At 71.2% G+C, this 14,326-nt stretch carries 17 protein-coding genes; 12 read left to right on the top strand and 5 right to left on the bottom strand.

Translation table 11 applies throughout. The annotated features are described in order from the left end of the window. Positions 1-47: 47 nt before the first annotated feature. The 5 genes from OHB44_RS25290 to OHB44_RS25270 all read left to right on the top strand — a co-directional run bounded on the left by OHB44_RS25290 (position 48) and on the right by OHB44_RS25270 (position 3,607). Complete coding sequence (locus OHB44_RS25290) at positions 48-545, top strand: polyadenylate-specific 3'-exoribonuclease AS (protein WP_091407578.1); 498 nt, start codon at positions 48-50, stop codon at positions 543-545. 79 nt (positions 546-624) lie between these two features. Beyond that, the gene (locus OHB44_RS25285; protein WP_238682836.1) at positions 625-1,128 is read left to right on the top strand and encodes a pyridoxamine 5'-phosphate oxidase family protein; all 504 of its coding nucleotides are present in this window, start codon (positions 625-627) and stop codon (positions 1,126-1,128) included. Between the two features lie 162 nt (positions 1,129-1,290). Next, positions 1,291-2,319, top strand: coding sequence for a 6-phosphofructokinase (locus OHB44_RS25280; protein WP_088949424.1), 1,029 nt, complete (start codon positions 1,291-1,293; stop codon positions 2,317-2,319). A 72-nt stretch (positions 2,320-2,391) separates the two neighbouring features. Further along, a complete protein-coding gene (proC, locus tag OHB44_RS25275) occupies positions 2,392-3,210 on the top strand; it encodes a pyrroline-5-carboxylate reductase (protein WP_266304868.1) in 819 nt (272 codons plus the stop codon). A 46-nt stretch (positions 3,211-3,256) separates the two neighbouring features. After that, the gene (locus tag OHB44_RS25270) at positions 3,257-3,607 is read left to right on the top strand and encodes a DUF2203 domain-containing protein (RefSeq protein ID WP_091407586.1); all 351 of its coding nucleotides are present in this window, start codon (positions 3,257-3,259) and stop codon (positions 3,605-3,607) included. Between the two features lies 1 nt (position 3,608). Here OHB44_RS25270 and OHB44_RS25265 read toward each other — a convergent pair whose 3' ends face one another. From OHB44_RS25265 to OHB44_RS25255, 3 genes are all read right to left on the bottom strand, one after another. After that, positions 3,609-4,286 carry a class F sortase gene (locus OHB44_RS25265; RefSeq protein ID WP_266304869.1) on the bottom strand — a complete coding sequence of 226 codons (678 nt, stop codon included), beginning with the start codon at positions 4,284-4,286 and terminating at the stop codon, positions 3,609-3,611. Continuing rightward, positions 4,246-5,151, bottom strand: coding sequence for a DUF4397 domain-containing protein (locus OHB44_RS25260; protein WP_330438455.1), 906 nt, complete (start codon positions 5,149-5,151; stop codon positions 4,246-4,248). Before OHB44_RS25260 ends, OHB44_RS25265 begins: the two co-directional genes overlap by 41 nt. Positions 5,152-5,259: 108 nt before the next feature. Continuing rightward, positions 5,260-5,931, bottom strand: coding sequence for a class I SAM-dependent methyltransferase (locus tag OHB44_RS25255; RefSeq protein WP_330438454.1), 672 nt, complete (start codon positions 5,929-5,931; stop codon positions 5,260-5,262). A 113-nt stretch (positions 5,932-6,044) separates the two neighbouring features. Between OHB44_RS25255 and OHB44_RS25250 the strand changes: the two genes are divergently transcribed. From OHB44_RS25250 to OHB44_RS25240, 3 genes are all read left to right on the top strand, one after another. Further along, positions 6,045-6,590, top strand: coding sequence for a hypothetical protein (locus OHB44_RS25250; protein ID WP_330438453.1), 546 nt, complete (start codon positions 6,045-6,047; stop codon positions 6,588-6,590). A 69-nt stretch (positions 6,591-6,659) separates the two neighbouring features. After that, positions 6,660-8,261, top strand: a complete 1,602-nt coding sequence (locus OHB44_RS25245; RefSeq protein WP_330438452.1) for a glycosyltransferase 87 family protein — start codon at positions 6,660-6,662, stop codon at positions 8,259-8,261. 13 nt (positions 8,262-8,274) lie between these two features. Beyond that, entirely contained in the window at positions 8,275-8,721 is a 447-nt protein-coding gene (locus tag OHB44_RS25240; protein WP_238682840.1) for an Imm50 family immunity protein, read from the top strand. A gap of 76 nt (positions 8,722-8,797) precedes the next feature. Here OHB44_RS25240 and OHB44_RS25235 read toward each other — a convergent pair whose 3' ends face one another. Then, positions 8,798-9,472 carry an NADPH-dependent F420 reductase gene (locus tag OHB44_RS25235; protein WP_330438451.1) on the bottom strand — a complete coding sequence of 225 codons (675 nt, stop codon included), beginning with the start codon at positions 9,470-9,472 and terminating at the stop codon, positions 8,798-8,800. Between the two features lie 123 nt (positions 9,473-9,595). On the opposite strand from OHB44_RS25235, the gene OHB44_RS25230 reads away from it, so the two are divergent. Then, positions 9,596-9,766 carry a hypothetical protein gene (locus OHB44_RS25230; RefSeq protein WP_330438450.1) on the top strand — a complete coding sequence of 57 codons (171 nt, stop codon included), beginning with the start codon at positions 9,596-9,598 and terminating at the stop codon, positions 9,764-9,766. A 75-nt stretch (positions 9,767-9,841) separates the two neighbouring features. Here OHB44_RS25230 and OHB44_RS25225 read toward each other — a convergent pair whose 3' ends face one another. Continuing rightward, positions 9,842-10,333 carry a glutathione peroxidase gene (locus OHB44_RS25225; protein WP_330438449.1) on the bottom strand — a complete coding sequence of 164 codons (492 nt, stop codon included), beginning with the start codon at positions 10,331-10,333 and terminating at the stop codon, positions 9,842-9,844. A 167-nt stretch (positions 10,334-10,500) separates the two neighbouring features. Here OHB44_RS25225 and OHB44_RS25220 point away from each other — a divergent pair, with 167 nt between their 5' ends. The 3 genes from OHB44_RS25220 to OHB44_RS25210 all read left to right on the top strand — a co-directional run bounded on the left by OHB44_RS25220 (position 10,501) and on the right by OHB44_RS25210 (position 14,308). Then, positions 10,501-12,126: a glycosyl hydrolase family 18 protein gene (locus OHB44_RS25220; protein ID WP_238682843.1), complete on the top strand. Its 1,626-nt coding sequence runs from the start codon at positions 10,501-10,503 to the stop codon at positions 12,124-12,126. 181 nt (positions 12,127-12,307) lie between these two features. Continuing rightward, entirely contained in the window at positions 12,308-12,814 is a 507-nt protein-coding gene (locus OHB44_RS25215) for a nuclear transport factor 2 family protein (RefSeq protein ID WP_238682844.1), read from the top strand. 87 nt (positions 12,815-12,901) lie between these two features. Continuing rightward, positions 12,902-14,308: a class II 3-deoxy-7-phosphoheptulonate synthase gene (locus OHB44_RS25210; RefSeq protein ID WP_091407607.1), complete on the top strand. Its 1,407-nt coding sequence runs from the start codon at positions 12,902-12,904 to the stop codon at positions 14,306-14,308. Positions 14,309-14,326: the final 18 nt, after the last annotated feature.

The following is a 14,326-nucleotide window of genomic DNA, read 5'->3' as shown; positions in this document are numbered from 1 at the left end:
GGGCCCCGCCGGGCGCGGCCGTGCGGCGGTGGGCGAGGATGCCCGGAATGGTCTACCGCTATTTCTACGACTGCGAGTTCATCGAGGACGGCACGACCGTCGACCTCGTCTCGATCGGTGTCGTCGACGAGTACGGCCGCGAGTTCTACGCGGTCTCCACCGAGTTCGACGACTCCCGCGCCGTGCCCTGGGTCCGACGCAACGTGCTGGACAAGCTGCCCTCCCCGGCGGACCGGGCGTGGCGCTCGCGTGAGCGCATTCGCGACGACCTGTACGACTTCCTGATGGAGCCGATCCGGGACCGGCCGGGGGAGCAGCTGGAGCTGTGGGCCTGGTTCGCCGCGTACGACCACGTGGTGCTCGCCCAGCTCTGGGGCGCGATGCCGGCGCTGCCCCGAGAGATTCCCCGCTACACCAAGGAGCTGCGGCAGCTCTGGGACGACCGGGGCCGGCCGCCCCTGCCTGACGCGGACGCGGCCCGGCACGACGCTCTGGTCGATGCCCGGCACAATCTGGCCCGCTGGCGGGCGATGACCGCTCGTTGAGTGGTGGCCACGCCGCCGCAGGTTTTGACCGGTTCTGTCCCGGGCAACGGTTCGACCAGCCGAGCCGAGGGAGATAGCCATGAGCGACCAGCCCAGCAGCGCAGCGGAGGCACGCGCCCGGGTCACCGGCCTGGCCCGGGCCGCGCGCATCTGCATGCTCACCACTACTGCTCTGGACGGGCGGCAGGTGAGTCGACCGATGGCCCTCCAGGAGGCCGAGTTCGACGGCGAGTTGTGGTTCTTCGCCTACGCCGACTCGGCCAAGATCCGCCAGATCCGGGTGAACCCGGAGGTCAACGTCGCCTTCTCCGACCAGAAGCACAACGCGTGGGTGTCGATCTCCGGCACCGCCACCGAGGGGTTCGACCGGGCCCGGGCCGAGCGGCTGTGGAGCCCGCTGCTCAAGGCGTGGTTCCCCGACGGGCTGGACACCTCCGGTCTCACGCTGATCAAGGTGCACGCCAGCTCCGCCGAGTACTGGGACTCGCCGAACAGCACGGTGGTGAACCTGCTCGACTACGCGAGGGCCGCGGTCACCGGCCGGCCACCGAAGGTCGGCGAGAGCCACGAGGTGACCTACTGACCGGGGGTGGGTGCCCGGGGCGCGCTGTCGTCGTACTGGCGGGCCGACTACAGTTCGCAGTGACGGCCCGCCCCGGGCCGGCAACGGCGCCGATGGTCTGACCTGACACATACCCTGGGGCATATCGGGCTTTACCTGATGCTCCAGGAGGATGAGCGGATCATGCGTATCGGCGTGCTCACCGGCGGCGGCGACTGCCCCGGTCTCAACGCGGTCATCCGGGCGGTGGTCCGCAAGGGCGTCGCCACTTACGGTCACGAGTTCGTGGGCTTCCGGGACGGCTGGAAGGGCCCGCTCGAGGGTCTGTCCCGCCCGCTGGACATTGCCGACGTTCGCGGCATTCTGCCCCGCGGCGGCACCATCCTCGGCTCGTCCCGTACCAACCCGTTCAAGATCGAGAACGGCGTCGAGCGGATCAAGGACAACCTCGCCGCCCAGGGCGTGGACGCGCTGATCGCGATCGGCGGCGAGGACACCCTCGGCGTTGCCACCAAGCTCTACGAGCTGGGCGTGCACGTCGTCGGCGTGCCGAAGACGATCGACAACGACCTCGGCGCCACCGACTACACCTTCGGCTTCGACACCGCTGTCAACATCGCGATGGAGGCCATCGACCGGCTGCACACCACAGCGGAGAGCCACCACCGCACCCTGGTCGTCGAGGTGATGGGCCGGCACGCCGGCTGGATCGCCCTGCACGCCGGCCTGGCCGGCGGCGCCAACGTGATCCTGCTACCCGAGCGTCAGTTCGACGTCGAGCAGGTGGCCGGCTACGTCGAGAAGCGCTTCCAGCACCAGTACGCCCCGATCGTCGTGGTCGCCGAGGGCGCCCAGCCGCTCGACGGCCAGATGGTCCTCGCCAACCAGGAGCTCGACTCGTTCGGCCACGTCCGCCTCGGCGGCATCGGCCAGTGGCTCGCCGAGCAGCTGGAGGCCAAGACCGGCAAGGAGGCCCGCACCGTGGTGCTGGGCCACATCCAGCGCGGTGGCACCCCGACCGCCTTCGACCGGGTGCTCGCCACCCGCCTGGGCCTGCAGGCCATCGACGCCGTCAACGACGGCGACTGGGGCAAGATGGTCGCGATGCAGAGCACCGACATCGTCCGGGTGCCCCTCGCCGAGGCCACCCGCGAGCTGAAGACCGTGCCGCTGGAGCGGTACGCCGAGGCCGAGGTGTTCTTCGGCAGCTGATCGATCGTCGGCGGCGCGGCGGGCCTGCGGGTCCGCCGCGCCGCGACCCGATGCGAGGGGGTACGGGCCGACATGTCCGCCGGAGTGCACACTGTCGCGGTGATCGGCGCGGGCAAGATCGGTGAGCTGATGCTCTCCGGGCTGCTGCGCTCAGGATGGCCGGTGGACCGGCTGCTGGCCACCGCCCGCCGACCCGCTCGCGCGGAGGAGTTGTCCGCCCGGTACGGCGTACGGGTGGTCGACAACCTCACCGCTGTGGACGAGGCCGCTGTGCTCGCGGTCTCGGTCAAGCCGCAGGACGCCGCCGCGCTCCTCGACGAGATCGGCCCCAAGGTGCCGGCCGACAAGCTCGTCATCTCGCTCTGCGCGGGGCTGCCTACCAGCTTCTTCAGCCGCCGGTTGCCCGAGGGCACCCCGGTGGTGCGGGTGATGACGAACACCCCGGCGCTGGTCGACGAGGCGATGACCGCGATCTCCGCCGGCGCGCACGCCACCGGGGCGCACCTCACGCTTGCCGAGGAGATGTTCAAGCCGCTCGGCCAGACGATCCGGGTGCCCGAGTCGCAGCAGGACGCCGTCACCGCGCTCTCCGGCTCCGGCCCGGCCTACTTCTACCTGCTGGTCGAAGCCATGATCGACGCGGGGATCCTGCTCGGGCTGCCCCGTCAGGTGGCGCACGAGTTGATCGTGCAGACGGCGATCGGGTCGGCGGTGATGCTGCGCGACTCCGGCGAGCACCCGGTCAAGCTGCGCGAGGCGGTCACCTCGCCGGCCGGCACCACCATCTCCGCGATTCGTGAGCTGGAGAAGCACGGCGTACGCGCGGCGCTGCTCGCCGCGCTGGAGGCCGCCCGGGATCGCGCCCGCGAGCTGGCGGCACAGGCCGACTGAGCGGTCGGGGCGCGTCGCGGGGCCGTGTGTGCCGCATACTGGCTCGGTGTTCACACTTGCCCAGGCCCGGCACCTGGTGGCCACCCTGCAACCGCGCGTCGACGAGTTGATCCGGGTCCGGGCCGACCTGGCCGAGCTGCGCGTCGACCTGGCCGACCACGGCGTGAGCGCGCTCGGCGGGCTGGCCGAGGTCAAGGCACTGGAAGCTCGACTGCACGCCGTCGTCGACGAGCTGCACCAGCACGACATCCAGGTCAAGGGCATCGCCCCGGTGCTGCTCGACTTCCCCGGCGAGCGGGCCGGCCGCGCCGTGCTCTGGTGCTGGCTGGAGGGCGACTCCGACGTGCGCTGGTACCACCGGGCCGAGTGCGGCTTCGCCGGCCGCCGTCCCCTCTGACTCAGCCTGCGGCGGACGTCGGCAGGACCGGGTCGGGGGCCTCGGTCACCGCGAACACCACCACGTTGTCGACGTAGTGGCCCCGCCGCCGGTCGAAGTCGCCCCCGCAGGTGACCAGGCGCAGCTCCGCCCCGGGCGTCGGGCCGTAGACCACGGCAGTCGGAAACTGGTCCTTGCGGGTACGCAGCGACCCGGTCACCCGGAACGGCAACCGCTGCCCGCCGCGCCACACCTCCACCAGGTCCCCGGGCCGTAGCTCGCCGAGCCGGGCGAAGACCGCCGGGCCGCGTCGTGAGTCCAGGTGCCCGGCGAGTACCGCCGGACCGGTGTCGCCCGGGGCCGGGCCGCCGCCGTACCAGCCAGCGGTGTGGAAGTCGGTCGGCGGAATCAGCACGCCAGCGCGGTCCAGACCCAGCACGGTGAGCGGTGAGTCGACGTCGATGCGCGGTACGCGTACCCGCGTGGGTGGACCGTGTGGCGTGGGCGCGGCGGCCACCGACGGGCAGTCGTCGCCGCAGCCGGGGTGCCAGGCCGCCACCGGCGGTGGCGAGCCGGTGGTGGCCAGCCCGACCCCGGTGCCGGCGGCCAGGCAGACCGCCGCGCCGGCCGCGACCAGCGCGGCCAGCGGTATCCGGCGCTCACGGTGCCGCCGGATCGACGGGTCCGGCCCGGCGCTCACCAGGTGGTGCGCGCCGCCGGCGCCAGAGCAGCAGGGCCACCGCGCCGGCCGCCGCGGCCAGACCGCCGGCCACCACTGGGTACGCGTCGAGCCCGGCTCCGGCGGTGCCACCGGCGCCGGTGTCCACCCCGCCGGCCGGCACGACGGTGCCGCCCTCGGCGTCGCGGCGCAGCTCGGCGGTGAGCCCGCCCTGTTTCGCGTCGAGCACCAGCAGCGAGTAGACCGCGCCGCCGGTGAGCCGCACCTCGGCGTCGGTGCTCGGCCCGCCGGCGCCCGTCAGCTTCAGCCGCCAACTGCCCGGCTCGACCTGCTGGTAGTCGGTAGTGGTGGCGAACTGCACCCCGTCGGCGATCATCGGGCCGTCGGCGGCGGCCACGTCGAGCACCGGGGTCCGCACCGACGCCTGCACGACCCGCACCTTGGCGCGGCCGTCGGTGGGGGCGCTGAGATCGTCGGTGAGCACCCGCAGGCCGAGGTCGGCGTGCCGGCCGACACCGGCCACAGTGAAGGCGTTCCCGCTGGTCACCGCGACCTCGGTGGTGAGCACCGGGGGGTCGCTGGCGGGGGCGCCGGCCTCGCGCATGGCCACCGCGTACCGGCCCGGCGCTAGTTCCAGGTAGTCGGAGACCACGCCGTAACCGACCCCGGGGAAGACCTGCGGCTTCGCAGCGCCCGGCGCGGCCAGGTAGACGTCCACCGCCGGGGTGTCCGGGGAGAGGTGCGCGAGTCGGACGTATCCGACGGTGTCCGCGCCGGTCGCGGCGTTGGCCGGAATCGGAACGGCGGCGGTGGCGAGGGCGGTGCCGAGCAGGAGCGCGCCGGAGCCGGCCAGCAGCCGGCGGGGCACGGTACGGAGCGTGTGCATGTCGCCTCCGGGGGGCACGTTCGGTGAGCGGGTGGCAACCCAGAGAACAGGGTCCCGTGAACAGGACTGTGGCGCAAGTTGCCACAGCGATGTTTTTGTCAGCTGTCGCTACCGATCGCGGAGGGCGACAAGCCCGAACAGGTCAGGGACTCCGTCCGGGCCCGCCTCGACGACCCGGACCAGCCGCAGGCCGACGACCACCGTCGCGTTGACCAGGTCGGCGAGGGGGAGATGCCAGGCACCCACCCGTACCCGCACGCCGTTGGCGTTCCAACTGTCGAAGCTGCGCGACCGGTCGGCGTACCGCTCGTCGACGACGACACGCGGATGCTGACCCCAGTCGGCGAACGCGCCCACGAAACACGGGTGCACACCCACGTGCACGAAACGTCCCCCGGGACGCAGCACACGGGCGACCTCGCGCACCACGGCCGGGTAGTCGGGCAGGTCGGTGCTGGCCAGCACGCACATCGCGGCCGGCAGCGACGCGTCGGCGACCGGCAGGGCACCCGCGTCACCCCTGACCACCGGCAACCGCCCTCGCGCGTGCCGCAACTGCCCGCCGGACAGGTCAACGCCCACCGGCGTCCAACCCAGACCCGCCGGCACCGAGGCGTGCGCACCGGTACCGCAGCAGATGTCGAGGCAGGGACCATCGCCCGCGCCGAGCAGGTCCGCCACCGTCGCGTGCACCCGCCGCAGATAGTCGCCGCCGCCGGAGATGAAGCCCTCGTACCAGTCCGCGTGGGCGTCGTACGCCGGGCTGCTCGCCGTTCTCATTCGTTGAGGCTACGAATCGACATCCAACCCGCGGCACCCGTTCTCCCGACGGCAGACATGGAGCTGGCCCGGGGCGTTTGCGTTCGCTCACGAACGGCTAATGGGCAGCAATGGTGACGGAGGTCGATGCAGAGGGCATCCGATTCCGGCGGTCCCGCAGGCGGGTGCTGGCCCGGGTGGCCTGCGCGGGGCTGGTGGTCCTGCCGGCCTTCGCGTTGCTCAGCGTCGCGTTCGGTAACCCCTGGTACTCCCCGCTTCCGCACGGGCCGATACTTCTGCTGGCGGCGGTCCGCTTCCCCGCGCAACTAGGGCGTCAGGCTGGGCTGCCGCTTCGGTTGACCCGCGACTTTCTCGAACTGACAGTGCCTGGCGGCGCGACGGTCCAGGTCGACTGGCCCGACCTGACCCGAGTCGAGGTACTGGGCCGGATCAGCCCAACCCTGGTCGTGGACATCGCCGATCGGGATCGGACCCGGCCGGTGTTGGACCGTTGGGAATGGGGCCGGGTGGGCCTCTGGAACAGGGCCCGCAGGCGGAGCCCGCAAGAGATCCACGTGTCAGTGGTCGCCACCACGCCGAACGTCCACCGACTGCGCACCGAACTGGCGCGCCGGGTGGCCCGCGTCGCCGACGAGCCGTCACCCGACCCTACGACCTGACCCGGCCGAAGCGCCGCGTCTGCCGTTACGGGGCCCACACGGACCAAGACGGTCGCCTATTCTCGGGCGATGCGGGATCGCCGGGTGGCGCTGGCGTGGGCGGCCTTCGTCGTCGTCGCGCTGGTGTCCTGTGTGCTCGTTCTACGCCGTCCGGATCGCCTATCCGACCTGCACATCTACCACGGTGCGCTGTCCGACCTGAACGCCGGCAAGCCGCTGTACGGATATGTGGCGGAGAACGGCGGCCCGTTCACCTATCCGCCGTTCGCCGCTCTCGTGCTGTGGCCGATCACCGCCGTCAGCGAGGGCGTACTCCAGGGGATCTGGCTGGTGGCGACGTGCGCGGCGGTCGTCGCCATCGCCGGGTCGGTGGGTGTCGCGCTGACCACCCGACGTTCCCGGCGCCCGCTCGTCGTGGCGCTGGCGGCCACCGCGCTGATGCTGTCCGCGCCGGTGCAGAGCAACCTACGCTTCGGGCAGGTCAGCATCTTCATCGTGCTGATGGCCCTTCTCGACGGGCTGGGCGTCGTCCCACCCCGACTGCGCGGAACGCTGGTCGGGGTGGCCGCGGCGATCAAGCTCACCCCGCTGCTGTTCGTGGTCTACTTCCTCGCCGTCGGGCGCTACCGGGACGCCGGCCGGTCGGCGGCCACGTTCGTGGCCTGCGCGGGGCTCGCCGCGATCGTGCTGCCCTCGGAGAGTTGGTCCTACTGGACCGAGACCGTGCGACAGACCTCGCGCATCGGCAATCTGTCCTCGTTGGGCAACCAGTCAGTGCACGGAATGTTGCTACGCGTCGGCGTCGAAGAGGCGGCGCTGCCAGTGCTCTGGGCCGGCATGGTGGCACTGATCTGCGGGGCGGCACTGCTGCGGGCCCGACAGTTGACGCGGCAGGGCCGACCCGGGCACGCCGCCGTCCTCGTCGGCTGCGCCACAGTGGCCGCGTCCCCGGTGTCCTGGACCCACCACCAGGTGTGGCCGGTGCTCGCCGCGATGCTGCTGGTCGGCGCGTCCGGCGTCACCCAGCGGGCCGCCGGCACGGCGCTGCTCGCCGCCATGGTCGTCTCGTTGGGCGCGGTGCTCAGCCCGATCTCGACGCGGCCGGGGGTGCAGTTCCTCTTCGAGAACGCCCGTGCCGTCGGGGTGTGCGTCCTGTGCCTCGTCGGTTTCGGCGGTGTCGCCGTCGCCGCCCACCGTACGAGCAGACGACCGGCCGCCGGCCGTGCCTGGCTGCGGGTGGGCGTCACGGCCACGGTGGCGGTCGCGTTCTTCGCCGTGCAGCCGCTGCCGGCCGGAGCCGACCCCACCTTCAAGGCGTACACCCTCGACGACGTGGTCAACCCGCGATACTTCTTCGTCTGCCGTGGTCCGGCCGAATGCGCCGCCTACGCCACCGACGTGCCGGTCACCTTCGGCACCCGCGCCGAGAAGACCAAGGTCCGGGTCAACGGCGTGGTCTCCCCGCAGGTGACCCGCCTGGAGTACTACTCCGCACCGGGTGGAGCACCCAGGGCCATCCCGCTGCTCGCCGCGTACCCGGGTTCGCGTACCTTCTCGTTCCGGTCAGCGACGATGGCCCACGGTCGGCTCGTCGCGTACGCCTCGGACGGGCAGCAGATCGCCAGCTACGACGACGAACTCGCCGCCGCCCTCCGTACGACCACCCGGTAGGAGGTTGGACGAGGTGTCAGACGGTGTACGGGTCCATGCGCCTAGGTCTCGGGGCGACAGGACCTGGGTCGACCTGGTCACGAATCCGCAGGGCCTCCGGGAGATTTTTCCGGAAGGGCCTCCGTCACTGAGTGGGGTCAGCCTGCACGGGTTGGTCGTCGAGCGTGAGGGACCTACTCTTCGGCTCAGACTGGACCTGCCCGCCTACCCGGCCAACCCGCCAGCCAAATGGCTTCGCGCCGGATTCAACACGGTTCAGGTCGAACTTCTCTTCGGCGGCGTCAGTGAGCTGCGGCTGGTCGGCATCTCCACCGAACTGGTCGCCGACCTGGAGATTCGAGCCGCAAGCGGGGTGAGCCTCGACGTTCGCTCCGCGTCGATGGTCGTATCGGCGTTCGCGGCTTCGGTCACGGTGTCCGAGCTGGTGGCGTACACGGACAGACAGTGGGCGGGAAGCTGACCGTTAGGCGGCTCGCCGCCGCCCTCCGTACGACCACCCGGTAGGTGATCGCCGGCTGGGCGGCGGCTGGCCTTGCTCAGCGGGTGGCGGCGGCCAGGGCGGCGCGCACCTTCGCGGCGTCGCCCGGGGCCGGGTGCTCCCAGTCGGTCGGGCTGGCGGAGTAGAGCGTGCCGTACGCCGGGGTGTCCGGCTGGTAGCGCCACCCCTCGGCCAGCGGGCCGACGTCCACCGCGTCGTAGCCGATCCGGTCCAGGAAGGCGGTCACCTCGGCCTTCGCGGCGGCGTCGTCGCCGGCGAGCGCGAGGGCGCTGCGGTCGGCCGCACCGGTTGGCCGGGGGAGGGCGGCCAGGCCCTTGAAGTTGATGTTGTTGAACACCTTGACCACCCGCGAGTCCGGCAGGTGGCGCTGGAGCAACTCGCTGCTGGTGGTCTCGCCGGAGTCCAGCTCCGGGAAGGTGCCATCACGCTGCGGGTAGTAGTTGTTGGTGTCGAGAACGACCTTGCCGGCCAGCGGTTCCACTGGCACCGCGCGGTACGCCTTCAGCGGCACACTGACCATCACCAGGTCACCGACCTGCGCCGCGTCCTGCGTGGTGCCGGCGCTGGCGTGCTCGCCCAGGGTCTCCACCAGGTCGGTGAGGGTCTCCGGGCCCCGCGAGTTGCTCAGCACCACGTCGTAGCCGGCGTCGACGGCCAGCCGGGCCACGGTGCCGCCGATGTTGCCACTGCCGATCAGTCCCACAGTTGTCATGCTCGTTCCCAACTTCGTTCACCCACGACGCATTCCCGACTAAACTGGTGGGTTATTCCGATTGCCCGCTGCCAGGTAGCTGCGCAGGCTGCTCGCGACCTTCGCCGTCGCGGCGAGTGCCTGGTGGCGGGCGAGCCCGTCCTGCACAACGTACTGCTCGCGCTGGTCGCCGACCGGCTCTCCGGGGACGTGCCACTCTCCGGTGGCGAGCGGTTCGGGCGGGTGGTCGATGTGGACCGCCGGTCGTCCTGCGATGCCGGCCCCCGGCAAGATCGCGCCCGATCCGGGATGTAGTGGCATCCGACAGTTGGCAGGCCACTGCATCCATGTTCGAGCGTGATCAAGGCGGTCCGGTGGAGCGCCCGGGCGTCAGGAGGTGGGGAGGGTCTTCTCGATGGCCGCGCGCAGGTCGTCGGAGTCGGGCGCGACAGTGGGGGCGAAGCGGGCGGCGACCGAGCCGTCCGGGGCCACCAGGAACTTCTCGAAGTTCCAGCGCACGTCACCGGTGTGCCCGTCGGCGTCCGGGGTGTCCACGAGCGCGGCGTAGAGCGGGTGCCGGTCGGGGCCGTTGACGTCGACCTTCTCGGTCAACGGGAAAGTGACGCCGTAGTTGACCTGGCAGAATTCGCTGATCTCGGCGGCGCTGCCCGGCTCCTGCCCGGCGAACTGGTTGCACGGCACGCCGAGCACCACGAGGCCCCGGTCGGCGTAGGAGTCGGCGAGCGTCTGGAGGCCGGCGTACTGCGGGGTGAGGCCGCAGCGGGAGGCCACGTTGACGACCAGCAACGCCTTGCCGCGGTGGCGGGCCAGGTCGGCGGGGCCGCCGTTGAGGGCGTCGATCGGGATGTCGAAGACGGTCATGGGCCGAGGCTACGCGCCGGCCGGGTGTCGACCCGGGGTGGGCGCAGCGTACGCACTCCGTGCACCAGGAGAAATCGAAACATGCGCATCTTGACGAACTGATGACGGCGTGAGTACCGTCTCACCATCTCTTTTGGAAAGTTTCCTAACAGTTCGGGAGACGCCTCATGAAAAGATCGCTCCGCCGGGCCCTCTGGGCCGGTGCCGTGGTCGCCGTGACCGTCGCAGCGGTGCCGGTGACCACCGCGTTCGGCGCCGGCACTGTCACCACCACCTTCACCAAGGCGCAGGACTGGGGGACCGGTCACGAGACGAGGGTGACCGTCACCAACGGCTCCAGCGCCACCGTCACCACCTGGCGCATCGAGTTCGACCTGCCGTCGGGCACCACCATCAGCAGCGCGTGGGACGCCGACGTCACCAGCAGCGGCAACCACTACGTCGCGGTCAAGAAGAGCTGGGCCGGCGGCATCGCCCCCGGCGCCTCGTTCAGCTGGGGCTACAACGGCAGCGGCGCCTACAAGGCACCACTGAACTGCACCATCAACGGTGCCGCGTGCGGCGGCGGGACGACCCCGCCGACCACCACTCCGCCGACCACCACCCCACCGACGACGACGCCGCCCACCACCCCTCCGCCCACCACGCCACCGCCGACCACCAACCCGCCGAACCCGGGCGGCAAGAAGATCGTCGGTTACTTCGCCGAGTGGGGCGTCTACGGGCGCAACTACCACGTCAAGAACATCCAGACCAGCGGCTCGGCCGCCAAGCTGACCCACATCCTGTACGCCTTCGGCAACACCACCGGTGGCCGGTGTGCCATCGGTGACAGCTACGCCGACTACGAGAAGGCGTACACGGCTGCGGAGAGCGTGGACGGCGTCGCCGACACGTGGGACCAGCCGCTGCGCGGCAGCTTCAACCAGTTGCGCAAGCTCAAGCAGCTGAACCCGCACCTCAAGGTGATCTGGTCGTTCGGTGGCTGGACCTGGTCCGGTGGCTTCACCCAGGCCGCGCAGAACCCGGCCGCGTTCGCCGAGAGCTGCTACAACCTGGTCGAGGACCCGCGCTGGGCGGACGTCTTCGACGGCATCGACGTCGACTGGGAGTACCCGAACGCCTGCGGTCTGACCTGTGACACCAGCGGCCCGAACGCGTTCAAGAACGTGATCAGCGCGTTGCGGTCGAAGTTCGGGTCCAGCGCCCTGGTCACCGCGGCCATCACCGCGGACGGCAGCAACGGCGGCAAGATCGATGCCACCGACTACGCCGGCGCCATCGGCAACCTCAACTGGCTGATGCCGATGACCTACGACTACTTCGGCGCCTTCGCCGCACAGGGTCCGACGGCACCGCACTCCCCGCTCACCTCGTACACCGGCATCCCGCAGCAGGGCTTCAACTCCGACGCGGCGATCCAGAAGCTCAAGAGCAAGGGCGTCCCGGCCAACAAGCTGCTGCTCGGCATCGGTTTCTACGGTCGGGGCTGGACCGGTGTCACCCAGGCCGCTCCGGGTGGCAGCGCCACCGGCGCGGCGCCGGGCACCTACGAGGCCGGCATCGAGGACTACAAGGTCCTCAAGAACACCTGCCCGGCCACCGGCACGATCGCCGGCACCGCGTACGCCAAGTGCGGCAGCAACTGGTGGAGCTACGACACCCCGTCGACCATCAACGGCAAGATGACGTACGCGAACAACCAGGGCCTCGGTGGCGCGTTCTTCTGGGAGCTCTCCGGTGACACGAGCAACGGCGAGCTCATCGGCGCCATCAAGGGCGGTCTCGGCTGAGCCGAGGGCCGACGCACCACCCACACGGCGGGAAGGGGCCCGCACCGTCCCTTCCCGCCCGTGACACAGCGGCCCGGCCGACGCCCAGCGTCGACCGGGCCGCCGCCATTGGGCTCGGTCAGCCGGATGTGGCAGACTCGCGGCTCGGCACGTCTCGATCTCACCGCCGACGGAGGTGATCATGCGCCCGACGCACCGCAGGCTCGCGGCGACCGCCGCCGGGCTGATGCTGCTGCCGGTCGCCCTCATCGGTTGCGGGATCGGCGACAAGGACGAGGAGAAGTCCGCCGCCAAGCCCGCCCGAGCCCCCGCCGACGAGGCCGCCACCCGCTCCCGTGAGCGCGTGCAGGCGTACCTCGACGCGATGGCGGCCAAGGACGTCGCCGCCGGCCGTAGCCAGCTCTGCGCTCTGCTGCACGACGGCTTCGACCTGGGCGCCACCGGCCCCAACGGTGACTTCGCCGATCACTTCCAGGTGCCGGAAGCGGCCATCACGGACATCCGGTCCGGTCCGCTCGGGCAGGAAGTCCGCGTCTCGGTCTCGGTCGCGGTCGGCAAGCGCACCGTCGTCCGGCCACTGGTCTTCACCGTCACCCGGGACGGCAGCGACTGGTGCATCGCCGCCGAAGCGCCGGGTGAGCCGGCCGCCCCGACGCCGGCCGGCGTCGCCCCTACCCCCGCGTCCTGACCAGCGCCCGGCAGATTGATCTCCCATCTGCCGGAACCGTCCCCCTCGCCGCCCGGTCACCCCGACCGTCGCCGTACGCTTTCTGTCATGCGCCATGAGTGGCATCAGCTGAGCCATCCCGCGGTGGGCAGCCCGGGCCTGCAGACCAGCCGACCGACCATCGACTCCGCCGAGGACGCCGCGCTCGGTCTGGACCGATGGCGGGAGCTGCCCCGCGAGCAGGTCCCGCCGTGGTCCGACCCGGCTGCCGTGGCGGCGGTCTGCAAGGTCCTCGACACCGTGCCGTCGGTCGTCGCGCCCTACGAGGTGGACCAGCTCCGGCAGAAGCTCGCCCTGGTCTGCGAGGGCAAGGCCTTCCTGCTGCAGGGTGGTGACTGCGCCGAGACGTTCGTGGACAACACCGAGAGCCACCTGCTGGCCAACGCCCGCACCCTGCTCCAGATGGCGATCGTGCTCACCTACGGCGCGTCGCTGCCGGTGGTCAAGGTCGCCCGGGTCGCCGGGCAGTACACGAAGCCCCGCTCGCTGCCGACCGACGCCCGCGGCCTGCCCGCGTACCGCGGCGACATGATCAACTCGCTGGAGGCCGACCCGGCCGCCCGGGTCGCCGACCCGCAACGCATGATCCGCGCGTACGCCAACTCGGCGGCGGCGATGAACATGCTCCGGGCGTACCTCGCCGGCGGGCTGGCCGACCTGCACGCCGTACACGACTGGAACAAGGGCTTCGTGAAGAACTCCCCGGCGGGGGAGCGTTACGAGGCGATCGCCCGGGAGATCGACCGGGCGCTGGCCTTCATCCGGGCCTGCGGCATGACCGACGACGAGGCGCTGCGCACCGTCACGCTCTACTGCTCCCACGAGGCCCTGGCCCTGGAGTACGACCGGGCGCTCACCCGGGTCTCCGACCGTCGGGCGTACGGGCTCTCCGGGCACTTCCTGTGGATTGGCGAGCGCACCCGGCAGATCAGCGGGGCGCACATCGACTTCATCTCCCGGATCGCCAACCCGATCGGGGTCAAGCTCGGCCCGACCACCTCCCCGGACGAGGCGATCGAGTTGTGCGAGAAGCTCAACCCGGACAACATCCCCGGCCGGCTCACACTGATCAGCCGGATGGGCAACCACCGGGTACGCGACGCGCTGCCGCCGATCGTCGCCAAGGTCACCGCCGCCGGGGCCAAGGTGGTCTGGCAGTGCGACCCGATGCACGGCAACACGCACGAGTCGTCGAACGGCTACAAGACCCGGCACTTCGACCGCATCGTCGACGAGGTGCTCGGCTACTTCGAGGTGCACCGGGGGCTGGACACCCACCCCGGCGGCCTGCACGTCGAGTTGACCGGCGAGGACGTCACCGAGTGCCTCGGCGGCGCCCAGGGGATCGAGGATCTCGACCTGCCCGACCGGTACGAGACCGCCTGCGACCCGCGTCTGAACACCCAGCAGTCGTTGGAGTTGGCCTTCCTCGTAGCGGAGATGCTGCGGGGCTGAGCTTGCGAGCCCGCAGCC

The sequence above is a fragment of the Micromonospora sp. NBC_00821 genome (assembly GCF_036347035.1).
In the GTDB taxonomy this organism is placed as follows: Bacteria; Actinomycetota; Actinomycetes; order Mycobacteriales; family Micromonosporaceae; genus Micromonospora; species Micromonospora hortensis.
The sequence above is the reverse complement of the archived record's forward strand: the minus strand, read 5'-3'. Positions and strand labels throughout refer to the sequence as shown.